Raw genomic sequence first — 23,242 nt, 5'->3', positions numbered from 1 at the left:
TCAGAACTCGCGCCAGTCGGCGGCGGCCTCGGCCTGACGCTTCGGCGCGGCACCGCCCCGGCCCGTCGCGACGAGGCGCGCGACGGGCGCCGGGCGCGCCGTCCGGGGGGCGGCGACACCGCCGACCCGGAAGCGCTGGGCGAGATCGGCGAGCGTCTGCACCTCACGCATCAGCTTCTGCGCGGCGGCCGTAGTCTGGCCGACCATCGCGGCGTTCTGCTGGGTGGTCACGTCCATCTGGTCGGCGGCGGTTGAGACCTCGTTGACGGAGATCGCCTGCTGGCGGGCGCTCGCCGCGATGCGCATCACCAGTTCGCCGGTCTCGGAGAAGCGCCGCACGATCTCCTGAAGGGACTCGCCGGAGGCGGTGACGAGCTCGACGCCGCGCCCGACCTGCTCGCCCGAGCGCGCGATGAGGTCCTTGATGTCCTTGGCCGCTTCCGCCGAGCGCTGGGCGAGACCGCGCACTTCCTGCGCCACCACCGCGAAGCCGCGCCCCGCCTCGCCGGCTCTGGCGGCTTCGACGCCCGCGTTCAGGGCCAAAAGGTTCGTCTGGAAGGCGATCTCGTCGATGAGGCCGATGATCTTGCCGATCTCGGCCGAGGAACGCTCGATCTCGTCCATCGCCGCCACCGCGCGGGCGGCGATGGCGCCGCTATGCTCGGCGCTCGCCTGCGCGCCGGTCACCACCTCGCGCGCATGGCCGGCATTGCGGGCCGTGTCGTTGACGGAATCGGCCACTTCCTTCAGCGCCGCCGCTGTCTCTTCCAGCGAGGCGGCCTGCTGCTCGGTCCGCTGCGAGAGTTCGCCCGTCGCGCACTCGATCTCCCGCAGGTCCTCGCGGATGAGGACGACGGTCTCGACCAGCGTCCGCATCGCCGTCTCCAGCGCCGCGACGCTGTCGTTGAAGAGCGTGCCGACCTCGCGAAACTCGATCCCGATCGAATCGTCGAGGCGCACTTCGAGATCGCCGGCGGCGAGGCGCTGGAAGGCGGGCTGCAACTGCGCGATCAGCACGCGGCGGACCTCGATCGCGCCGCGCTCCGCCGCCGCGACGGTTTCCTGCCGAGACTGCCGCTCGGCCTCGATGGCGCCCTGCTGCAAGCCGCGCCGTTCGCCCTCGGCCGTCTTGAAGATGTCGAGCGCCGTGGCGAGCTCGCCGATCTCGTCGTCGCGGCCGAGATGCGTGACGGTGACGTTCATGTCGCCGCTCGACAGCCGGCGCATCGCCGCCGTCATTTCCGCGAGCGGCGCGACGACGCGGCGCAGGACCAGGAGGATGCCGATGCCGAGCACCGCGAGGACGGCGCCGATCGCCAAGGCCTGCACGGTGAGGCCGATCACCTTGCCGCGCGCCGCCGCCGCCTCGATGTCCCGGCTGCGCTGCTTGGCCGTCGTCACGATCTTATCCACGGCGGCGCGGTGCAGCAGGTAGCTGCGGCCGGCCTCGTGATAGGCGAGGGTCATGGCGAGATGGTCGTTCTTCGCCAAAGCCGGCAAGAAGCGTTCCTCGATCACCGTCCAGAACTGGTCGGCCTGGTCGCGCGAATCGACGGTGATCAGCTGCTTCAGGTCGGCCGGCAGCGGCGTCGCCAGCCAATGCGTCAGGCGCTCGTTGAATTCCCGGTGCAGGCGGGCGAGCCGCGCCTTGGCGGCGGCGGCCGGCATTTCCTCGGTCGCGGCGAGCGCGACGGTCAGATAGGACTCGACGAGATAGAGCGGCGGCGGCAGCACGTCGGCGACGATGTCCTTGCTTTCGATGACCTCTTCGTAGAGCCGGCTGCCGATCCGCAGCTTCTCCAGGGTGACGAGCGTCACGCCGAAGGCGAGCGCGACGGCGAGACCCGTGATGCCGGAAAAGACGCAGAAGCTGGTTCGAATGCGCATGGCGAGGTCCCGGGCGCCGCGAAACGCCTGATCGTGAGCGAGGTCGTGGAGCCGGAAGCGAGGCCGGCAGCAGCGGCTTCGCGCGCCTCCGTCGATGGGCGCGTCCAGCCCGAGAACAAGCCTGCGTTGTCCTGGTTAAGGTGGCATGAACTCTGCCGACGATCTTTGGCCCGCCTCGGCCGCAGCCGCGCGCTTGCCGGTCCATTGCTCTCGCCCGCCATATGCGCTAGCGTTCCCGGCATGACGAACGCCTCGCTTTCGAACCGTTGGTGGTGGGCCCCGTAAGGCGGCCACGTTCGTTCGCGCTTTGACGAAACGATAAGGTCGCCCGGCATCCATCCGGCGGCCTTTTTTCTTGGTCTCCGTTCGGTCCGGGCGCAATGAGGAGATGACGGACATGAGCCTCGAAGGCAGCATGGCGGATCGGGCCGAGACCTATGTCACCGAAGGCGGCGTCGCCGTCACCCGGCATCGCGACTATGTCGACTATGCCGGGGCGATCGAGCCCTATGTGGCGGCGCTGGACACGCGGCGCGGCGCGGTCTTCTCCTCGAACTACGAATATCCGGGCCGCTATACGCGCTGGGATACGGCGATCGTCGATCCGCCGCTGATGGTCACTTCCTCCGGCCGCGCGATGCGGATCGAGGCGCTGAACCCGCGCGGGCGCGTGCTCGTCGGCTTCGTCGCCGAAGTGTTGAAGGACGATCCCGACATCGCGTCGCAGACCGCCAGCGAAGAGCGCATCGATCTGACGGTCGCCGAGCCCTCGCGCGCCTTCACGGAGGAGGAGCGCTCGCGCATGCCGACCGTCTTCTCGGTGCTCCGCCGCATCGTCGCGCTGTTCCGCTCCGGCGAGGATGCCGCGCTCGGCCTCTACGGCGCCTTCGGCTACGATCTCGCCTTCCAGTTCGACCGGGTGGAGGAGAGCCTGGCGCGGCCCGCCGACCGGCGCGATCTGGTGCTCTACCTGCCCGACGAGATCCTGATGGTCGACCACCATTCGGTGCGGGCCTACAAGGAGCGCTATACCTTCGCGAAGGACGGCCGCTCCACCGAGGGCCTTCCCGGCGGCGGCGCGGACGCGCCCTTCCGCCCGACGGACCGCATCCCGCCGCGCGGCGATCACAAGCCGGGCGAATATGCCGAGCTCGTCAAGCGTGCCAAGGAGAAGTTCATGCGCGGCGACCTCTTCGAGGTCGTTCCCGGCCAGACCTTCTTCGAGCGGACCGAGAATCCGCCCTCGGCGATCTCGCGCCGGCTGAAGGGCATTAATCCCTCGCCCTATTCCTTCTTCATCAATCTGGGGGAGAACGAGTTCCTCATCGGCGCCTCGCCGGAAATGTTCGTGCGCGTCAACGGGCGGCGGGTCGAGACCTGCCCGATCTCTGGCACGATCAAGCGCGGCAGCGACGCCATCGCCGATTCCGAGCAGATCCTGAAGCTGCTCAACTCGAAGAAGGACGAGTCCGAGTTGACCATGTGCTCGGATGTCGACCGCAACGACAAGAGCCGCGTCTGCGAGCCGGGCTCGGTGCGTGTCATCGGCCGGCGGCAGATCGAGATGTATTCGCGCCTCATCCACACGGTCGACCATATCGAGGGCAGGCTGCGCGAGGGCATGGACGCCTTCGACGCCTTCCTCTCGCATGCCTGGGCGGTGACGGTGACCGGCGCGCCGAAGCTCTGGGCCATGCGCTTCATCGAGAAGAACGAGAAGAGCCCGCGCGCCTGGTATGGCGGCGCCGTCGGCATGATCCATTTCAACGGCGACCTGAACACCGGCCTGACGCTGCGCACCATCCGCCTGAAGGACGGCATCGCGGAAGTGCGGGCCGGCGCGACGCTCCTCTACGATTCCAATCCGGAGGAGGAGGAGGCCGAGACCGAGCTCAAGGCCTCCGCCATGCTCGCCGCCATCCGCGAGGCGGGTGCCTCGAACTCGGCCGCCGCCGAGCGCGAGACGGCCAAGGTCGGCACCGGGCTGAAGATCCTTCTCGTCGACCACGAGGATTCCTTCGTCCACACGCTCGCCAACTACTTCCGCCAGACCGGCGCCGAGGTGACGACGGTGCGCACCCCGGTGCCGGCCGAGATCTTCGACCGCGTCGCGCCCGATCTCGTCGTGCTCTCGCCGGGGCCGGGCAATCCGGCCGATTTCGACTGCAAGGGCACGATCCAGGCCTCGCGCCAGCGGGGCCTACCGATCTTCGGCGTCTGCCTCGGCCTCCAGGCGCTCGCCGAGGCCTATGGCGGCACGCTGCGCACGCTGCACATGCCGGTGCATGGTAAGCCCTCGCGCATCCGCGTCGAGAAGCCGGGAATCATCTTCTCCGGCCTGCCGCAGGAGGTGACGGTCGGGCGCTATCACTCGATCTTCGCCGACCCGGTGCGCCTGCCGAAGGAGTTCGAGGTGACGGCCGAAACCGAGGACGGCGTGGTGATGGCCTTCGAGCATCGCTCGGAGCCGGTGGCGGCCGTGCAGTTCCATCCCGAGAGCATCATGAGCCTCGGCGGCGAGGCGGGCATGCGGATGATCGAGAACATCGTCGCGCATCTGCCGCGCCGGGCGGCGGTGAAGGCGGCATAGCCGCCGGTTGTACGGCGGGGCTCGACTTCGCCGGAAAAACCTGTTTCGGGAAGCAAGCGGCGCACGGGGATGCGCCGCTTGCCGTTTGAGGGGCCTTTCATGCCGCAGGAAGCCATCCGCACGACGAGGCGTGTCGCCGGCCTGTCGATCGCCATCGCGATCCTCGTGCTCGGCATCAAATACGTCGCCTATGCGCTGACGGGCTCGGCCGCGCTCTATTCCGACGCGCTGGAATCGGTGGTGAACGTCGTCGCGGCGGCCGTCGCCTTCTGGGCCCTGGAGGTCAGCCACCGCCCGGCCGACAAGGACCATCCCTTCGGCCATCACAAGGCGGAATATTTCTCGGCCGTCGTCGAGGGCGTCCTCATCGTCGTCGCCGCGCTCCTCATCCTGCGGGAGGCCTGGGGGGCCTTCCAGGCGCCGCGCTCGCTCGAGGCGCCGCTCGCCGGCATCGCGGTCAACAGCGTCGCGACGCTGATCAATCTCGTCTGGGCGCTCTATCTCATCCGCCTCGGCCGCGAGAGGCGCTCGCCCGCCTTCGACGCGGACGGGCGCCATCTCATGGCGGATGTCGTCACCTCGGTCGGCGTCGTCGCCGGCCTCGGCGTCGCGACGGCGGTCGGCTGGCTCTGGCTCGATCCGCTGCTCGCCGCGCTCGTCGCGCTGAACATCCTGCGCGAGGGCTGGAAGGTCGTCGTCTCCTCCCTCTCGGGCCTGATGGACCAGGCGATGGACCCCGCCGACGAGGAGAAGGCGAAGGCGATCATCTCCTCGCATGCCGAAGGGGCGATCGAGGTCCACGACCTGAAGACCCGGCTCGCCGGCCGCGCCACCTTCATCGAGTTCCACATGGTGGTGCCGGAACTGATGTCCGTCGGCGACGCCCACGACATCTGCGACCGCATCGAGGCGGCGCTCGAGACGGAGTTCGAGGACGCCACCGTCCAGATCCATGTCGAGCCGGAAAAGGAGATCAAGCAGACGGGCGTGCCGGTGGTGTGAAGAACGGCCGCGCGGAGCGCGTCTTCCGGTCCGGCTCGGTCCTCGACGGCATCGTCATGGGACGTAGCCGTTGAGGGGCTTCAGATAGAGCGTGCCGCAGGGTGCTTGCGCGGCCGGCGCCTCGCCATCGACGGGGATCGGCGACAGGCTCTCCTCGATCGCGGTCTCATCGCGGAAGTAGAGGCGCCAGAGCAGGCCATCGGCGAAGGCGCACCGCCCTTCGCCGGGCACCACCCTGATCCGCAGCCTGTCGGTATAGGAGACGGACAGGCTCAGATGCGTCAGATGGACGAGGCAGCCGGATCGCGGGCAATTCCGGTTGATCGCTTCCGGCGCGCCATCCGCCGGCACATAGATGGCGAGGATCGCCAGGGCGAAGGCTTTCGTCGGGGCGAGGAGGGCCGCGACCGCGAGAAGCAGCTTCGCACCCGTCGACTTCGTATTGCGAGACGATGGCGGGTCATCGCGGGTGGGCGAGGGAGGATGGTGTCGCGAGCATGGCATCGCGGATCGCGCTTTTCAGGCTTCGGGTCGATAGATGGGCGCTTGTCGCAATGCCCGTCGGATAGCCTATCGGAGACAGGGATGCCATCAAGGCGTGTATGCGTGTTTTCCCGTAACGGTCCTTGCGTTCGGCGCCGTTTCGATTACCTTATCCGTCATGATCACTGCGTCGGCCCTCCTTCTCGCCATGAGCACGGTTCTTGCAACCCTGCTGGCGAAGGCGCGCGCCGAACGCCCGCTTCCGCTCCTGCTTCGCGCGCTTAGCCGCGGCCGTCGGACCCGTTGATCGAAGGGGCGTCCGGCGGTCGAGCCGGCGCCGTGCGGCCCCGCCGCGACGCCCTGCCTCTTCGGCCTCACATTTCCCGACCATTCCCGGGTGACCGCGTCGCGTCGCGCTGATATTGCGCTGTCGTCCGGCATCCGCCCGAAGATCCGAAGGTGCGAAACGCCATGTCCGCCGTATCCATGCGCGCCCCGAGCGCGTCCGAGGCCGCCAAGTCCATGCCGACGGCCGCCGACAAGTACCGACCCTATCCGACCATCGCTCTTTCCGACCGCACCTGGCCGGCGAAGACCATCGAGGCGCCGCCCGTCTGGTGCTCCGTCGACCTGCGCGACGGCAACCAGGCCCTGGTCGATCCGATGGGCCAGGACAAGAAGGAGCGGTTCTTCCGTCTCTTGAAGGCGATGAACTTCAAGGAGATCGAGATCGGGTTCCCCTCCGCCTCGCAGACCGATTTCGACTTCGCCCGCTGGTGCGTCGAGAAGGGCGAGGTGGCCGAGGACGTCTCGTTGCAGGTGCTCGTCCAGTGCCGGCCGGAACTGATCCGCCGGACCTTCGAGAGCCTGGAAGGCGCGCATCGCCCGATCGTGCATTTCTACAATTCGACGTCGGAGCTGCAACGGCGCGTCGTCTTCGCCAAGGACCGCGCCGGCATCCGCGAGATCGCCACCGACGCGGCGAAGATGATCACCGACATGGCGGCGAAGGCCGGCGGCGGCTATCGCTTCCAGTATTCGCCGGAAAGCTTCACCGGCACCGAGCTCGATTTCGCGGCCGAGATCTGCAACGCCGTCGCCGAGATCGTGCGTCCGACGCCGGACAACAAGCTGATCATCAACCTGCCGGCGACGGTCGAGATGTCGACGCCGAACGTCCATGCCGACCAGATCGAATGGATGTGCCGCCAGCTCGACAATCGCGAGAATCTCATCGTCTCGCTGCATCCGCATAACGACCGGGGCACGGCGGTGGCCGCGACCGAGCTCGGCCTCCTGGCCGGCGCCGACCGCGTCGAGGGCACGCTGTTCGGCAATGGCGAGCGCACCGGCAATGTCGACATCGTGACCCTCGCGCTGAACATGTTCACGCAGGGCATCGATCCCGGCCTCGACATTTCCGACATCAACGCGATCAAGGAAGTCTACGAGTACTGCAACAAGCTGGCGATCCCGGAGCGCCACCCCTATGTCGGCGAACTGGTCTATACCGCCTTTTCCGGCTCGCATCAGGACGCGATCAACAAGGGCATGAAGGCGCGGGCGACCGCCAATTCGCCGCTCTGGGAAGTGCCCTATCTGCCGATCGACCCGAAGGATGTCGGCCGCTCCTACGAGGCGATCATCCGCATCAACTCGCAGTCGGGCAAGGGTGGTATCGCCTATGTGCTCCAGGCCGATTACGGCCTGAACCTGCCGCGCAACCTGCAGATCGAGTTCCGCGAGGCGATCCAGAAGATCACCGACGAGGAAGGCGTCGAGATGCCGGCGAAGCGCATCCATGACGAGTTCATGCGCGCCTACGTCGAGCAGCCCGACGCGCGGATCGCCTATGTCGAGCACATCACCAAGGCGGGCGCCGACAAGAATTCGCGCATCGTCGAGGCGACGATCCGGGACGGCGAGAAGGAGATCGTGGTCGAGGGCCGGGGAACCGGCGCGATCGACGGCTTCATCGACGCCCTGTCGCGCCATCTCGGCGTCGAGCTCTCGGTCGCCGACTATTCGGAACATTCGCTCCAGCGCGGCTCCAACGCCAAGGCGATCGCCTATATGGAGATCGAGCATGCCGGCGGCAAAACCTTCGGGGCCGGCATCGACCAGAACGCGACGACCGCCTCGCTCCGCGCCATCGTCGCGGCGGCGAACCGCGTTCTGGCGAACGGAGCGGCCTGATGCGGGCGGCGGGCGGCGTCCTTCTCGTCCGCGCGCTGGAAGCGCAGGGCGTCTCCCGCATCTTCTGCGTGCCGGGGGAGAGCTATCTCCCGGTGCTCGACGCGCTGCATGACAGCGCGATCGATCTCGTCGTCTGCCGCCAGGAGGGCGGGGCGGCGATGATGGCCGAGGCGGACGGCAAGCTGACCGGCCGCCCCGGCATCTCATTCGTCACGCGCGGCCCGGGGGCGACGAATGCCGCCTCCGGCATCCATGTCGCGGCGCACGACCTGACGCCGATGATCCTCTTCGTCGGGCAGGTCCCGCACGCCTTCCGGGGGCGCGGCGCCTTTCAGGAACTCGACTACGACCGGCTCTTCGGCGGCATGGCGAAGGCGGTGTTCGAGGCGGAGACGCCGGACGAACTGCCGGCTCTGGTCGAGGACGCCTTCCGCATCGCCATGGAAGGCGCGCCGGGACCGGTCGTGATCGCCCTGCCGGAGGACACGCTTTCCGGCATCGGATCGGCCGAGATCCTGCCCCGGCACGAGGCAGAGGTCCTGCCGCCTTCGCAGGAGAAGATGGAAGACCTCTGGTCCCGCCTTTCGCAGGCGCGCGCGCCGATGATGGTGCTCGGCGGCTCGCGCTGGACGGACGGGGCGCTCGCCGATATCCGCCACTTCGCCGAAAGCTGGCATCTGCCGGTCGCCTGTTCCTTCCGGCGCCAGATGCTGTTTCCGAGCCTGCATCCCAACCATGCCGGCGATGTCGGAATCGGCATCGCGCCGAAGCTGCGGGCGCGGCTGGAAGCGGCCGACCTGATCCTCGCCGTCGGGGCCCGCTTCGGCGAAATGCCCAGCCAGTGCTACGAGTTGCTGGCGATTCCAAAACCGAAACAGCAGCTCGTTCATGTTCTGCCCGAAGCGCGCGAACTCGGCCGGCTCTATCACCCGGCCCTCGCCATCCATGCCGACCCCGTATCCTTCGCGCGCCGCGCGGTGCAACTCGCCCCGCCCGCGACGGTTCTCTGGTCCGGCGCGGCGGAAGCGGCGCATCGCGACTATCTGGAATGGTCGACGCCCGTCCCCTCAGCCGAGGCGGAGCCGGTCGATCTCGACGCGGTCATGGCCCATCTCGCCGCGACCCTGCCGGCGACGACCACCTATACGAACGGCGCCGGCAATTACGGCGGCTGGCTGCATCGCCACGGCCGCTTCGCCGACCGGCTGTCGCAGCTCGCGCCGACCTCCGGCTCGATGGGCTACGGTCTGCCGGCGGCCGTGGCGGCAAAGCTGCGCCATCCCGAGCGCACCGTCGTCTGCTTCGCCGGCGACGGCTGTTTCCAGATGACGAGCCAGGAATTCGCGACGGCGGCGGAAGAGGAGGCGGCGCTCGTCGTGCTCCTCGTCGACAACAGCCAGTACGGCACGATCCGCATGCATCAGGAAATGCGCTATCCGGGCCGGATCTCCGGCACGCAGATCCGCAATCCCGATTTCGCGGCGCTCGCCCGCAGCCATGGCGGCTTCGGCGCCACGGTGACGCGCACGGCCGATTTCGCCCCGGCGCTGGCCGAGGCCCTGGCCTTCGGCGGCCCCGCGCTTCTGCATCTTCGCACCGATCCGCGCCGGATCTCGACCACGAAGCGCATCTGAGCCCTTGCCGGAGATTGCCGTGGCGGCAAAGATGGGCAATTGAACGAATACGGGAACCGCGGCGGGAACGACGAGAGCGATGGCTGACGGCAATGACAAGGTGACGTCGCTGACGGGCACTCGGCGGCTCGCCGATGCGGTGCGCGCCGCCAAGATCGCCGCCGCGCATCGCAGCGACGTCGTGGTCGACATCCGCGAGGCCGACCGGGCGCGGCTGGAGATCCTGGCCGAGGCGCTGCAAAGCGTCATCGACGACATTCCGGCCGGCGACGACTTCTTCGATTTCACGATTTCCGGCGGGCCGCAGCCGCGCTTCTGGATCGACGGCACGGCGCATGTGACCATGGCCCGTGACCGGCGCACCTACCGTTTCGTGCGCGAAACGCGCATCGGCCGGGTGACGCTGGCCGAATCGCCGGACATGCATGCGATCGCCGACCGCATCACCACCTATATTGCCGAACGGATCGTCGAGCGGGAAAAGGCCTTTGCCGAGCTCGATCGTTACGGCTCGGTCGGCCATGCGCCGCCCGCGCCGGCCAATGGCGCCTCGGACGAGCCGATCCGGGCGCCGGTGGCGAAGCCGCGCGGTCCGGGCGCCGCCTTCGCGCTGTCCTGGCTGTTGATCGGCATGGTGGTCGGCGCTGCGATTCTCTATGGCCTCGCCACGATGCGCGGCCTGACGCTGCGCTGACGCGGCGCGTCAGAGCGAGCCGGGCAGCGGCCGTCTCTCGATCGGACCGGTCTCGGGCGCCCTGACGACGGGCGTCGCGGCCGGTTGCGCCGAACCGATGGCGGGCGCGCCGAAGCGGACGAGCGCCAGCATCGCGGCACCGGCGAGGAGACCCCAGAACGGCGCGCTGATGCCGAGAAAGGCGATGCCGGAGGCGGTCGTGAGAAAGGTCACGGCGGCGGCGTTGCGCTCGTCCGCGCTCGCCATCGCGGCCTGGAGCGAGGCGGTCAGCGCGCCGATCAGCGCCAGACCGGCCGCCGCCTCGATGAGCAGCGGCGACAGGCTGGCGAAGGCGGTGACGGCGCCCGCGCCGAGCCCGAAGATCACATAGGCGACCCCTGAGACGACGCCGGCCCACCAGCGGCGATCGGGATCGGGGCCGGCTTCCTCGCCGGCGCAGATCGCGGCGGTGATCGCGGCGAGATTCACCGCATGGCCGCCGAAGGGCACGGCGAGCAGCGAGAAGAGCCCGGTCGCGGTGAAGAGCGGACCGGCCGGCGGCTGGTAGCCGTTCACCTTGAGCACGGTCAGGCCCGGAATGTTCTGCGAGGCCATGGTGACCAGGAAGAGGGGCAGGGCGATGCCGATCGCGCTCTGCCAGTCGAAGCTCGGCGCGATCAGGACCGGACGCGGCAGGAGGGAGGCCGGATCGATGCCGCCGCCTTTCGTGGCCAGAATGGCGGCGATGGCGACGAGGGCGGCGGCCGGTACGGCAAGAAGGCGCCGGACACGGCCGACGAGCATCCAGGTGGCGGCGATGGCGAGGCCCGGCAGCGGCTCGGACGCGATCGCCTTCACCGGGGCGAGGCAGAGCGAGAAGATGATGCCGGCGAGCATCGCATTGGCGATCGAGCCCGGAATCGCCGCGATCAGCCGGCCGAGCGGGCGCAGCGTGCCGGCGAGGATCACGAGAAGCGCGGCGAGGAGAAAGGCGCCGACCGCCGTCGGGAAGCCGCCCTGCGGCGCGGCGGCGCCCGCCAGCAGCGCGGCGCCCGGCGTCGACCAGGCGACGGAGATCGGCATGCGGTGGCGCAGGCTGAGCAGGATGGCGCAGAGGCCCATGGCGATCGACAGCGCCATCAGGCCGGACGCGGCTTCGACTTGCGTCGCGCCGACGCCGATCAGGCCGCCGAGCACGACCGAGAAGGAGCTGGTGAAGCCGACGAAGGCGGCGAGAAGGCCCGCGCTGATGGCGGGTAGGGGCAGGGCGCGCATCGCCATCCCCTCTACATGAGGGTGGCCCCGGGCTCCACGAAAAAGGCGGCCTTATGCCTCAGGCCGGCTCGACCGCCGTCGTGTCCTCGACGCGCTGGACATCCACCGCCTCCCCCCGGCTGGTCAGCCGGCGCTCGCGGATCCAGCCCAGCCCCGCACCCTCCGGTCGGAGGCCGCGTTCGCGCTGCGTCACCGTCCAGGCGCCCGGCTCGCCCTCGATGTCGAAAAGGTTGTAGCGCGCCGCCGGCTTGTCGCCGCCGGGATTCTGGCTGGCCGAGGGAACGCCCACCACCGGCACCAGCCCGTCGAGCCCGGCGATCCAGTAGAGCGTGTCGAGATGGGTATGGCCGTGCAGCACCAGATCGGCGCCGGCCTCGCGAATGACCTTCCAGAAATATTGTTTGCCGATCAGCCGCTTGTGCCAAGCCGTCGAGCCGGCGACCGGCGGGTGATGAATGAGGACGACGCAGAAATGGCCCGTCGCCCGGCAGGCGGTCAGCATGCGCGCCAGTTGCAGGGCCTGTCCGCGCTTGAAGGTGCCGGTGGCGAAGAAGGGTGCCGTCGCCTCCGCCGTCGAGACGCCGAAGATCGCCACGGGGCCGCGCATCCGCACATAGGGAAAGAGCTGGCCGATGGCGGCCGACGGATTGTCGCCCACCATGTAGTTGTGCCACTCATGGCAGGCCTTGCGCAGGGCGCCCGGCACATAGGCGTCGTGATTGCCCGGCACCACGGAAACGTCGCGCGGGGGGCCGAGATCCTTCAGCCAGGCCCCTGCCGCGACGATCTCCTGCGTCGTCGCGAGATTGACCAGATCGCCCGTGACGCAGACGTGATCGGGCTTCTGCGCATGCATGTCGGTGGTCAGCGAGAGCAGCGTCTCGCCGAACATCATCTTCTTGCGGTTGCGCTGCCAGTTGTAATAGCCCGTCACCCGCTTCGATACGAGCTGGCGGAACGAAAGCTCCGGGAGGGGGCCGAGATGGATGTCGGAAATATGGGCGAGCCGGAACATGGTCTCCTCATCTAGCCGAAGCGGGGCCGAGGAGAAGTCCCTGCTCCTGCGTCTTCTCGACGGCACGAAGACGGCGCGGCGCCTGCGCCATCTGGCGATGCTCGCCGCCCGGCCGATGACGCTCGGCATCCGCGCCGCCGCCTTCGACGCGTCCGGCGCGGTGTTCCTGGTGCGGCACACCTATATGAGCGGCTGGTATCTGCCGGGCGGCGGCCTCGATCCCGGCGAGACGGCGGCGAGCGCCGTCGCGCGCGAGCTCGGCGAGGAGGGCAACCTGCGTCTCGCCGCGCCGCCCCGCCTCGTCAGCGTGCATTTCAACCGCTCGGGGCTCGGGCGCGATCATGTCCTTTTCTTTCAGTGTCCGCTGGTGCATCAGACGGCGCCGAAGCCCGCCGATCGCGAGATCGCCGAAAGCGGCTTCTTCCCCCTCGACGCCCTGCCGGAGGCGGTGACGCCCGCGACGCTCCGGCGCCTCGCCGAACTTCGCGGCGACCAGTCGGCAGACCCCGACTGGTAGGAGGCGGCGCGCCTCACGCCGCCTTGCAGAGCCGGTTCCGGCCGCCCGCCTTCGCGGCATAGAGGGCCTTGTCGGCGCGGGCATAGACCGCTTCCACGCTCTCGCCGCGCCGATAGGCGACGAGACCCGCCGAACAGGTGATCCGTATCGAGGGTTGGGCGACGAGCGGCCGTCGCGTGGCGACGCCCCGCAACAGTTTCTCGACCAGCGCCTCACCGTCCTCGAAGCTCGTTTCCGGCAGGACCAGCAGGAATTCCTCGCCGCCGACGCGGCCGAGCGCATCGCGCGGGCGGATGGCGGCCTGGAGGGCGCGTGCGATGTCGGTGATCACGGCATCGCCGGCCGGATGGCCGAAGGAATCGTTGATGCGCTTGAAATGGTCGATGTCGAGGAGGCAGGCGCAGCCGCCCGCCATCGGACCCGAGAGTTCGCCGGTGATCATCGATGCGAGCACCGCCATGATGTGGCGGCGGTTCGAAATGCCCGTCAGTTCGTCCGTCTGCGCCGCTTTCAGCGCCGCGTCGCGGTCGCTCTGCAGCTGCAGATCGCAGCTGCGCAGGTCCGTGACATCCAGGCCGACGAAAAGCGACCAGCCGTTCGGCAGGACATTCTCGTTGATCGACAGCCAGCGGCCGTCGAGGAGATCGGACAGGACGCGGCGGTGGCGCAGCTTCGCGCGCCGCGACACGGCCGAAGCGAGCCAGGCCTCGAAATCGGGTTGGACGATCCGGGTGCTGCGGCCGGCCGCGTGATTGCGCCGGAGGATCTCGGCGAAGGTCGGCGTCTCCGCCGGCCCGACGAAGAACGCTGCCCGGAAGGCGGCATTGGCGTATCGGAGACGATCGGCGGGGTCGTAAAGACCAATCAGTGCCGCGCTGTCCTCGGAAAGCGCCAGAATATGGTCGAGAGCGTCATGCATCTGGTCCTCCAACCGAAGAGGTCAGTGGCCAGATAGGTGGGGCCGGCTTAAATTCCGCTTAAACTCGGCAGTGCCCGTTGTCGTTGTTTTTGAGCGCTCTATGAGCTTATCCTGCAACGGCCGCATCTAAGCCCGCCCGTGCGGGCGGCCGAGATCCTGATCGGGGCCGAGCGGGACGATGCCTGTCGGGTTGATCGTCTTGTGGCTCTGATAATAGTGGCCCTTGATGTGGTGGAAGTTCACCGTCTCGGCGATGCCCGGCGTCTGGTAGAGATCGAGCATGTAGCCGAAGAGGTTCGGATAGTCGGCGATCCGCCGGGCATTGCACTTGAAATGGCCGTGATAGACGGCGTCGAAGCGGATGAGCGTCGTGAAGAGGCGCCAGTCGGCCTCGGTGAACCGCTCGCCGAGAAGATAGCGGCTGCGGGCGAGCCGCTCCTCCAGCCCGTCCAGCGTCTCGAACAAGGCATGGAACGGCTTTTCGTAGGCGGCCTGCGTCGTGGCGAAGCCGCAGCGATAGACGCCGTTGTTCACCGTCTCGTAGATCTGCGCGTTGAGCGCGTCGATCTCCGGCAGGAGATCGTCCGGGGCAAGATCGAGCGAGGCGTCGCCGAAGGCGTCGAAGCCCCGGTTCAGCATGCGGATGATCTCGGCCGACTCGTTGCTGACGATCGTGCCGGTCTCCTTGTCCCAGAGCACCGGCACCGTGACGCGGCCGGTATAGTGCGGGTCGGCCTTGACATAGACCTCGTGGAGCCGGCGGCAGCCGTTGACCGTGTCCGGGATCGTGCCCTCTCGCTCGGAGAAGACCCAGCCTTCCTCCGCCATCAGCCAGTCGACCACGGAGATCGAGATCACGTCCTCCAGCCTCTTCAGCTTGCGATAGATCAGCGTGCGATGCGCCCAGGGGCAGGCGAGGGAGACATAGAGATGATAGCGGCCCGTCGCCGCCGGAAAGCCCTTCTGCCCATCCGGTCCCGGCCCGCCATCCGCCGTCACCCAATGGCGGAAGCTGGAGGCCTTGCGCTCGAAGCTGCCGCCCGTCGACTTCGTGTCGTACCATTCGTCGCGCCAGACGCCGTCGACCAAGAGACCCATCGTGCCACTCCCGTGCCTCGGCTCCTAGATACGCGAGTCGCCGGCCATGGAAAGCGGTGCTTGCCGCGCCGACGAAAAACTGTATAGGGACGGCCGAGCCGAGGCGGCTCGATCTTTAAGTGGGAAAAGGGGGAGGGAGGCGATGCTGCGACGACGATCGACGTTCCGTTCCGTCGCCCTGTCCCGCACCGTCCCGCCCATCGCCTGACCGGCCCATCGGGTGGACGCGCTTCTCTCGGATCCGCCCCCGATGCTTCAATCCGCCCATGCCTGCTATGCGCAGGACACGCCCGAGCACGATCTCGCCGTCACCGCCTTGTCGGACGAGGCCTTCGGCCCCGGCCGCTTCGTGCGCGCCGCCGAGCGGGTGCGCGAGGAGGTGCCGCACGACCGGAGCCTGTCCTTCGTGGCGACGGTCGGGCGGACGGTGGCGGGGTCCGTGCGCCAGACCCCGATCCTTATCGGCGAGCGGCCGGCGCTGCTCCTTGGTCCCCTCGTTGTGAAGCCGGCCTTCAAGGGCCTCGGCATCGGCCGGACGCTGATGCGGATGGCGGCCGAGGCGGCGGAAGCCGCGGGCGAGACCGTGATCCTCCTCGTCGGCGACCGCGCCTATTACATGCCGCTCGGCTACCACCCGGTGCCGTCCGGCGCCGTCACGCTTCCGGGGCCGGTCGATCCACAAAGGGTGCTCGCGTTGCCGCTTGCCCCGGGGGCGCTGGACGGCCTGTCCGGCAGGGTGCGGGGACGGCGCGGACCGGTATCGCCCGCCCGCTGAGCCGGAAGGCAGCCCGGACCCAAGTCGGCGATCCCGGCCGGAGGCAAGGGGCACTAGCGCCCCTCGCGATACCAAGTGGCCGAAAGCGCGAGAAGCAGGATGGCGAGGCCGAGGAAGCCGGCGAAGAGCGGCGTGCGCGTCACGCCCTTCAGCACGGTCTCGTCGGTGGTCTTGAGGCCGATCCAGTCCCGCCCGGACGCCTCGGCGCGGCCGCGCACCGGTACGACGCGCGGCACCTCGACCGTGCCGGTCTCGGCGATCCGCCGCGCGTCGCCGCGCGTCGCTTCGGCGATCGGCTGCAGCTTCGCGGTGGTCGAGACCGCCTCCTGGAACTCGCGCGGATTGACCGGCCCGACATTGGCGAGCGCCCGAAGCTCGCCATTCGCCGCCTGATAGAGGCCGAGTTCAGGCGCTTTCAGCGTGCCCTCCCAGCGGCCGGCGCCGGCCTCGCGCATCTCGACCTGCAACGCTTGACCGGAGGGCGTGACGACGGTCGCCGGGCCCGGATTGCCGCCGATCGTCTGGCGGGTGACGACGAGATCCTCGCCGCGCGCCTCGGCGTCGAGCGCCTCCTCCTCCAGTTCCGGCTCCTTCATCAGCCAATGGGCGAGGCGGCGGAAGAGGGCGACATGCGGGCCGCCGCCCTCGAAGCCGCGCGACCACAGCCAGCCGTGATCGGACAGGAGGAGGGCGATGCGGCCTTCGCCGGCGCGGTCGAGCACGAGCAGCGGCTTGCCGTTCGGCCCCGTCATCACCGTCTCGCCACGCGGATTCTCGACATCGATCGAGCGGAACCACTCGCTCCAGTCGGGCGGGGTCGCCTGCGAGCCGGGCAGGTCGCGCGTCACCGGATGTTTCCGCCCGAGATCGGACAGCGCCGGCCGGAAGGCCTCCTCGTCGATCGTGCCGGTCGGCAGGGCCGGCAGGATGGAGGACAGTGAGGTCTGCGCCACCGAATCGTTGCCGGCATATTCCGGCCCGGAGGCGATCAGGAGCGCGCCGCCCTTTTCGACATATTGCGCGATATAGTCGAAATACAGCGCCGGCAGCACGCCGCGCCGCTGGTAGCGGTCGAAGATGATGAGGTCGAAATCGTCGATCTTCTCGACGAAGAGCTCCCGCGTCGGAAAGGCGATCAGCGACAATTCGTCGATCGGCGTGCCGTCCTGCTTCTCCGGCGGCCGCAGGATGGTGAAATGGACGAGGTCGACGGCGGCGTCCGACTTCAGGAGATTGCGCCAGGTCCGCTCGCCGGCATGCGGCTCGCCCGAGACCAGAAGGACGCGCAGATTCTCGCGGATGCCGTCGATCACCGCGATGGCGCGGTTGTTGACGGGGGTGATCTCGCCGGGATCGCGCGCGGCCGAAAGCTCGACGATGTTCTTGCCGGCGCGCGGCAGGCGGAAGGTCCAGCGGGCGTTCTCTCCCGGCACGGCCTGCTCGCGCGCGACGAGATCGCCGTTCATGAAGATCCGCACCTCGACCGGGGTCTTCGAGGCGCGGGGACCGTCCTCGATCACGCGGTAGTCGAGCGTCTGGTCCTCGTCGACCAGCCCGAAGCGCGGGCTGGTCAGCACTTCGATCCGCCGGTCGAACTCGTCCGCCCGGCCGGTGACGAGCGCATGGAGCGGCGCGTCGAAGCCGAGCGCCGCGGCATTCGCCGGAATGTCGTGAACCTGTCCGTCCGTCACCATGATGGCGCCGGCGACGCGGGCCGGGGCGACGTCGTGGAGGCCCTGGCCGAGCGCGGCGAAGAGCGCCGTTGTCGCATCGGCATTCGCGGCGCCGCCGTTCTTCGCCTCGATGGTGCGCAGCTCGAAGTCCGGATAGCGCTCGATGCTGCGCTTCAGCGCCTCGACCGTCGCGTCCGTCTCCGCCCGGCGCTCGCCGATCGTCTGGCTTTGCGAGCGATCGACGACGAGGGCGACGACGCTCTTCAGCGGATCGCGTTCCTCGCTGAGGACAACGGGGTTGAGAAGGGCGAGAAACAGGGCGGCGATGGCGAGAACCCGCACCAGCGCCCCCCGCAGACCCGCGAAGGCGAGCGCCAGCGCCAGCGCCGCCGCCGGCACGGCAAGGAGGGCGATCACCGTCCAGGAAAAGAAAGGCGCGATGTCGATCGACCAGGTCATGCGGCGTTCGATGCTCCTCGGGGCGCCGACCGCGCCGCCGCTTTCTTCTCCCCGGCGGGGAGAAGTGCCCGGCAGGGCGATGAGGGGTCGCGAAGCGAAAAGCGTTCGCGATCTATCGCCGTCGCCGCATGCCCCTCATCCGGCGCTGCGCGCCACCTTCTCCCCGCTGGGGAGAAGAAAGCGGCCGACCCGCCGAGTTCGATCCGGCACCGCATGCCCTTCATTGCCCCAACCGCTCCAGCAATGCCGGCACATGCACCTGGTCGGCCTTGTAGTTGCCGGTCAGCACGTACATCACGATGTTGACCCCGGCGCGATAGGCATATTCGCGCTGCTCGGAATCGCTCTCGTCGGTCGGGAACAGGAACAGCCCGCCTTCGTCCACCGCCCAGGCCCCGGCGAGGTCGTTCGAGGTGATCATGATCGAGGACACGCCGTCGCCGGCATTGGCGGGGCGGGCGCGGGCGTTCGGATCGCGCTGCGTCGCCTCGACCCAGAGCTCGGAGCCGCGATGCCGGCCGGGAAAGTCCGTCATGATGTAGAAGGACTTGGTCAGCACATGGTCGCTCGGCACCGGTTCGAGCGGGGGAATGTCGAGATCGGCGAGAATGTCGCGCAGCCGGCGCTGGCCGGGCGTCACCGCCGTCCCGGACAGCGACGACAGCTCGTCGTCATGCACGTCGAAGAGCACCGTGCCGCCTTGCTTCATATAGGCGTCGACGCGGCTGATCGCGGCGGGCGTCGGCATCGCGTCGCCCGCATCCACCGGCCAATAGAGGATCGGATAGAAGGCGAGCTCGTCGCGCGCGATGTCGACGCCGACCGGATCGCCCGGCTCCAGCGCCGTCTTCATGGCGATGAACTGCGACAGGCCGGCGAGACCCCGGCGCGAGACGTTGTCGGTCTCGGCATTGCCGGTCTCGACGAAGGCGAGATGCGTCTTCTCCGTCGCCTCGATCGCCGAGGGCGCGCCGCTTTCCTGCGCGCCCGCCGGCGGGCCGGGCACGCCGCCGGCGAGAAGCATCGCGCCGACGAGAATCGTCGCCACCGCCGCGCCGCGCCTCGGCCGGAGACGCCGGAACGCGCCGTTCAGCCAGAGAAGCGCGAGCGCGTCGAGGGCGAAGAGAATGAGCGCCGCCGCGAAGAGCCAGGGCGAGAGATCCGTCTGATCGTTGCCGCCATAGGCGCGGGAGACGACCGGCAGGCCGAGATCGGCATCGGCGAGCGGCTGAAGTGTCGCGTCGGCCTTCAGGAGATTCAACGCGGTATATCCTTCGGACGTGCCGTAGAGGCCGGGCGGGTTCTCGCGCTTCACGCCGGGGGCGCCGCTCGCGGGCGGCACCAGCGGCTGGATGTCCGGCCCCGGCGCGCCGAGGCGCCCGGCGCCGTCGAGGACGCGATAGGGCGGCAGGGCGGCGACGGCTCCCGCCGGCTGGGTGCCCGGCGCGGCGGCGGTGCCGGTGGCGCCGCTCGCCGCCGGGCCGCTGGCGCGCGACAGGGTGACGATGCGGCGGAGCATGTCGACGAAAGAGCCGGAGATCGGCAGGTTCGACCAGGTCGCCTCCGCCGTCACGTGGAACAGCACGATCGTTCCGTCGCCCGCCTTCGAGGCGGTGACGAGCGGCGTGCCGTCCTGAAGGCTCATCCAGGTGCGTTCGTTGAGATCGACCGCCGGCTCGGCGAGGATCTGCCGCGTCACCGTCACGTCCGGCGGAATGGCGATGCCGGCGAGCGGGCTCGTCTCGGGGATCGGCGCCAGATGCTGCGGCTGGCTCCAGGTGAGGGAGCCGCCGAGCTGGCGCTCGCCGGCGCGCAGGCGCACCGGCACCAGCGGGTCCTCGCCGGTCGTCGCGGCAAGGCGCGGGCCGGCGAAGCGGACCAGAAAGCCGCCCTTCTCGACGAAGCCGCGCAGGGCCTCCTCGGCCGGCTTCGGCATCACGCCGATATCGGCGAGGACGATCACCGACGGGTGACGCTCGACCAGGGCCGGAATCGCCTTCGCGAGATCGGCGCTGTCGGTGCGGGCGAGATCGGCGAAGGGCTCCAGTGCCCGGCTGATATAGTAGAGCGGCGACAGAAGCGGCTGGGCCGCATCCGCCGTCTCGCCGGAAACGAGACCGACGCGGCGACGGCGGAAACTGTCGTCCACCAGCCGCACCGCGCCGGCGCTGAGGCCGTCCGCCAGCTCGATCCGGGCGACGTCGTTGCGCAGCTCGACGGGAATGGCGAAGCGGGCCGCGCCCTTGTCGGCGCCCGGTTCGAAGGCGAGATCGGCCGTGCCGATCTCGCGGTCCTGGCTGTCCAGCGCCCGCAGCCGGAAGCTGGCGGCGGATGCCGTGCCGGCCGGCCGGACGGCGTTCACGACGAGGGCGTCGGTCGAATTGTCGGCGCCGGTCAGCCCGACGAGCCGGCCGAGCTCGGGGCGGAAGACGAGCGTGCGGCCGGGCGACAGGGCGGCGAGGCCCGCCAGCGCCTCGCGCGTGCCGGGGCCGCCGAGGCCATCGGTCACGAGGGCCAGCGTGCCCGGCGGATCGTTTCGAAGCGCGGTGGCGAGCCGCGCCACGGCCGCCGCGCGCTCGGTCGGGATCGGCCGCACCTCGGTCGCGGCGAGGCGCTGCAAGGCCGTCGCGGCCTCGCCCGGCGTCGCGTCGTCGCCCGCCGCCTCGGCGGTGAAGGCCAGCGCCACCGGCCGCCCGGCCTCGCCCGCCTCACGGATGAGGCCTTCCGCCGCGTCGCGGCGCGCCGGCCAGTCCGGTCCGCTCGCCCAGCCATTGTCGACGAGAAGCGCCAGCGGCCCGCTGCCGGAGAGTAGCGCCTCGCGTGGATTGAGCACGGGCGCGGCGAGCGCCAGGATCACGGCGCTGGCGAGAAGAAGGCGCAGCAGCGTCAGCCACCACGGGCTCTTCGACGGCGTTTCCTCGCGCTTCAGGACGCGCGCCAGGATGGCGAGCGGCGGAAAGGTTTCCGTCTGCGGACGCGGCGGCGTGAGGCGCAGCAGCCACCAGATGGCGGGCAGCGCCAGGAGCCCGAACAGGACGAGCGGCGCGCCGAAGGACAGGCCGCCGATCATGACCCGCGCCTCCCGCCGGCTGCCTGCGGCAGGCCGGACAGGCGGCCATGGACCGCGACCAGCGCCTCCGAGGCCAGCCGGTCGGTGCGATGGGCGATGAAGCTCCAGCCGAGATGCCGGCAATGTTCGGCGATCGTCTCGCGCGTCGCGGCATAGAGCCGGCGATAGTCCTCGCCGAGCGTTTCGGCGCGGCCCGCCGTCAGCTTCGCGCCGGTCTCGGGATCGCGGAACTCGGTGCGGCCGCTATAGGGAAAGCTCTCCTCCACCGGATCGGCGACGGCGATCACATGGCCGCGAATGCCGCGGCGCCCGATGCGGTCGATCCGCTCGATCGTTTCCTCCACCGGGTCGAGGAAGTCGCTGACCAGCACGACCTCGCTGAAGCGCTTCAGCCGGTCGTCCGGCGGAAAGCCGTCCGGCCGCCGGGTGGCGAGCGCCGCCGCGATGCGCTCGGCCGCGTTGCGGGCGGAAATCGGATCGAGAACGCCCGGATAGCCGATCCGCTCGCCGGAGCGCGACAGAAGCTCGGCGAGGGCCAGCACCAGGACGAGGGCGCGCGATTCCTTCGACACTTCCGCCGCCGAGGAGCGGAAGAGCATCGAGGGCGAGGGATCAGCCCAGAGCCAGACGGTCTGCGCCGCCTCCCATTCGCGGTCGCGGATATAGAGATTGTCGTCGCGGGCGGAGCGGCGCCAGTCGATGCGCGCGACCTGCTCGCCCTCGACGAAGGGGCGGAACTGCCAGAAATTCTCGCCCGTGCCGCGCCGGCGGCGGCCGTGCCAGCCGGCGATCACCGTCGAGACGACGCGCCGCGCCTCGACCAGGAGGTCGGGCATCAGCGCGGCGCGACGGCGGGCGCGGACCAGGGCATCGGAACTGGGAGTGAGGTCGACCGCCTGGCCGAAGCTTGCCATTCGAAAGCCTTAGAGCGTCATGTCGCGCTTCAGCGCGGCGATCACGTCGCGCACGCTCATGCCCTCGGCTCGGGCCGAGAAGTTCAGCGCCATGCGATGCTGGAGGATCGGTTCGGCGAGCGCCGCCACGTCGTCGACGGACGGGGCGAGGCGGCCTTCGTAGAGGGCGCGGGCGCGCACGCAGGTCATCAGCGCCTGCGAGGCGCGCGGGCCGGGACCCCAGGCGATATGGGCGTCCGCCTCCTTCGCGCCATGGCCGGGGCGGGCGGAGCGCACCAGGGCGAGGATCGCCTCGACCACGCTTTCCGGCACCGGCATGCGGCGCACGAGCGCCTGGATCTCGCGCAGGCGCTCGGCGGTGAGGACGGCCTCGGCCTTCGCCTCCGTCGCGCCGGTGGTCTCGAGAAGGATGCGCCGCTCGGCCTCGATGTCGGGATAGGGCACGTCGACCTGCATCAGGAAGCGGTCGAGCTGCGCCTCGGGCAGGGGATAGGTGCCTTCCTGCTCCAGCGGATTCTGCGTCGCCAGCACATGGAAGGGCGCCGGCAGGTCGTGGCGGGCGCCGGCGACCGTCACGTGATATTCCTGCATGGACTGGAGCAGCGCCGACTGGGTGCGCGGCGAGGCACGGTTGATCTCGTCCGCCATCAGGAGCTGGGCGAAGACCGGGCCGGGAATGAAGCGGAAGGAGCGCCGGCCGGTCTCGTCCTGCTCCATGACCTCCGAGCCGACGATGTCGGAAGGCATGAGGTCCGGCGTGAACTGGATGCGGCGGGCGTCGAGCCCGAGCGCGGTGCCGAGCGTCTCGACCAGCTTGGTCTTGGCGAGGCCCGGCACGCCGACGAGCAGCGCGTGGCCGCCGGCGAGAATGGCGATCACCGTCTGCGCGACGACGCTTTCCTGGCCGAAGATGACGCGCCCGACCGATGCCTTCACCCGCGCCAGATCGCCGAGCGCCGCCTCGGCCTTTGCGACGGCGTCTTCGCCCGCCAGGGCGGGCTCGTGCGGCGCGAGCATCGTCATGAAGCGTCTCCATTCGTCGAACCGCCTGCAAGGGCGGCG

17 protein-coding genes are annotated in these 23,242 nt (G+C 69.5%); 7 read left to right on the top strand and 10 right to left on the bottom strand.

Annotated features, from left to right (window positions below; translation table 11 throughout):
• Positions 1-1,887 carry a methyl-accepting chemotaxis protein gene (locus IEY14_RS21575; protein WP_188912220.1) on the bottom strand — a complete coding sequence of 629 codons (1,887 nt, stop codon included), beginning with the start codon at positions 1,885-1,887 and terminating at the stop codon, positions 1-3.
• 388 nt (positions 1,888-2,275) lie between these two features.
• Here IEY14_RS21575 and IEY14_RS21570 point away from each other — a divergent pair, with 388 nt between their 5' ends.
• Positions 2,276-4,477 carry an anthranilate synthase gene (locus IEY14_RS21570; protein WP_373289025.1) on the top strand — a complete coding sequence of 734 codons (2,202 nt, stop codon included), beginning with the start codon at positions 2,276-2,278 and terminating at the stop codon, positions 4,475-4,477.
• A gap of 99 nt (positions 4,478-4,576) precedes the next feature.
• Complete coding sequence (locus IEY14_RS21565) at positions 4,577-5,479, top strand: cation diffusion facilitator family transporter (RefSeq protein WP_188912216.1); 903 nt, start codon at positions 4,577-4,579, stop codon at positions 5,477-5,479.
• Between the two features lie 54 nt (positions 5,480-5,533).
• On the opposite strand, the gene IEY14_RS21560 is transcribed toward IEY14_RS21565, so the two are convergent.
• On the bottom strand, positions 5,534-5,983 hold the full coding sequence (locus IEY14_RS21560) for a hypothetical protein (protein WP_188912215.1): 450 nt from the start codon (positions 5,981-5,983) through the stop codon (positions 5,534-5,536).
• Positions 5,984-6,433: 450 nt separating this feature from the next.
• Between IEY14_RS21560 and leuA the strand changes: the two genes are divergently transcribed.
• The 3 genes from leuA to IEY14_RS21545 all read left to right on the top strand — a co-directional run bounded on the left by leuA (position 6,434) and on the right by IEY14_RS21545 (position 10,486).
• Entirely contained in the window at positions 6,434-8,158 is a 1,725-nt protein-coding gene (leuA, locus tag IEY14_RS21555) for a 2-isopropylmalate synthase (protein WP_244639619.1), read from the top strand.
• On the top strand, positions 8,158-9,792 hold the full coding sequence (locus tag IEY14_RS21550) for a thiamine pyrophosphate-binding protein (RefSeq protein WP_188912213.1): 1,635 nt from the start codon (positions 8,158-8,160) through the stop codon (positions 9,790-9,792). Before leuA ends, IEY14_RS21550 begins: the two co-directional genes overlap by 1 nt.
• A gap of 79 nt (positions 9,793-9,871) precedes the next feature.
• Positions 9,872-10,486: a hypothetical protein gene (locus tag IEY14_RS21545; protein WP_188912211.1), complete on the top strand. Its 615-nt coding sequence runs from the start codon at positions 9,872-9,874 to the stop codon at positions 10,484-10,486.
• Positions 10,487-10,495: 9 nt separating this feature from the next.
• Here IEY14_RS21545 and IEY14_RS21540 read toward each other — a convergent pair whose 3' ends face one another.
• Together IEY14_RS21540 and IEY14_RS21535 are read right to left on the bottom strand one after the other, a co-directional pair.
• Positions 10,496-11,740 carry a benzoate/H(+) symporter BenE family transporter gene (locus IEY14_RS21540; RefSeq protein ID WP_188912208.1) on the bottom strand — a complete coding sequence of 415 codons (1,245 nt, stop codon included), beginning with the start codon at positions 11,738-11,740 and terminating at the stop codon, positions 10,496-10,498.
• A gap of 58 nt (positions 11,741-11,798) precedes the next feature.
• Positions 11,799-12,755 carry a metallophosphoesterase family protein gene (locus tag IEY14_RS21535; protein WP_188912206.1) on the bottom strand — a complete coding sequence of 319 codons (957 nt, stop codon included), beginning with the start codon at positions 12,753-12,755 and terminating at the stop codon, positions 11,799-11,801.
• A 97-nt stretch (positions 12,756-12,852) separates the two neighbouring features.
• Here IEY14_RS21535 and IEY14_RS21530 point away from each other — a divergent pair, with 97 nt between their 5' ends.
• Complete coding sequence (locus tag IEY14_RS21530) at positions 12,853-13,272, top strand: NUDIX domain-containing protein (protein WP_244639626.1); 420 nt, start codon at positions 12,853-12,855, stop codon at positions 13,270-13,272.
• A 13-nt stretch (positions 13,273-13,285) separates the two neighbouring features.
• Here the strand turns inward: IEY14_RS21530 and IEY14_RS21525 are convergent, their stop codons facing one another.
• Together IEY14_RS21525 and IEY14_RS21520 are read right to left on the bottom strand one after the other, a co-directional pair.
• Positions 13,286-14,191 carry a sensor domain-containing diguanylate cyclase gene (locus tag IEY14_RS21525; protein ID WP_188912202.1) on the bottom strand — a complete coding sequence of 302 codons (906 nt, stop codon included), beginning with the start codon at positions 14,189-14,191 and terminating at the stop codon, positions 13,286-13,288.
• Positions 14,192-14,317: 126 nt separating this feature from the next.
• A complete protein-coding gene (locus tag IEY14_RS21520) occupies positions 14,318-15,289 on the bottom strand; it encodes a glutathione S-transferase family protein (RefSeq protein ID WP_188912200.1) in 972 nt (323 codons plus the stop codon).
• Positions 15,290-15,539: 250 nt separating this feature from the next.
• Between IEY14_RS21520 and IEY14_RS21515 the strand changes: the two genes are divergently transcribed.
• Positions 15,540-16,064 (top strand): GNAT family N-acetyltransferase, encoded by a 525-nt coding sequence (locus IEY14_RS21515; RefSeq protein ID WP_188912198.1) that lies wholly within the window; start codon positions 15,540-15,542, stop codon positions 16,062-16,064.
• Positions 16,065-16,117: 53 nt separating this feature from the next.
• On the opposite strand, the gene IEY14_RS21510 is transcribed toward IEY14_RS21515, so the two are convergent.
• The 4 genes from IEY14_RS21510 to IEY14_RS21495 all read right to left on the bottom strand — a co-directional run bounded on the left by IEY14_RS21510 (position 16,118) and on the right by IEY14_RS21495 (position 23,197).
• The gene (locus IEY14_RS21510) at positions 16,118-18,196 is read right to left on the bottom strand and encodes a hypothetical protein (RefSeq protein ID WP_188912196.1); all 2,079 of its coding nucleotides are present in this window, start codon (positions 18,194-18,196) and stop codon (positions 16,118-16,120) included.
• Between the two features lie 220 nt (positions 18,197-18,416).
• Positions 18,417-21,266, bottom strand: coding sequence for a DUF4159 domain-containing protein (locus tag IEY14_RS21505; protein WP_188912194.1), 2,850 nt, complete (start codon positions 21,264-21,266; stop codon positions 18,417-18,419).
• Positions 21,263-22,180 carry a DUF58 domain-containing protein gene (locus tag IEY14_RS21500; RefSeq protein ID WP_188912192.1) on the bottom strand — a complete coding sequence of 306 codons (918 nt, stop codon included), beginning with the start codon at positions 22,178-22,180 and terminating at the stop codon, positions 21,263-21,265. The genes IEY14_RS21505 and IEY14_RS21500 overlap by 4 nt, the downstream gene beginning before the upstream one ends.
• Before the next feature lie 9 nt (positions 22,181-22,189).
• Positions 22,190-23,197: an AAA family ATPase gene (locus IEY14_RS21495; protein WP_373289030.1), complete on the bottom strand. Its 1,008-nt coding sequence runs from the start codon at positions 23,195-23,197 to the stop codon at positions 22,190-22,192.
• Positions 23,198-23,242 lie beyond the last annotated feature (45 nt).

The sequence above is a fragment of the Aureimonas endophytica genome, from assembly GCF_014642635.1.
In the GTDB taxonomy this organism is placed as follows: Bacteria; Pseudomonadota; Alphaproteobacteria; order Rhizobiales; family Rhizobiaceae; genus Plantimonas; species Plantimonas endophytica.
This window is presented reverse-complemented; position numbering and strand designations above follow the sequence as displayed.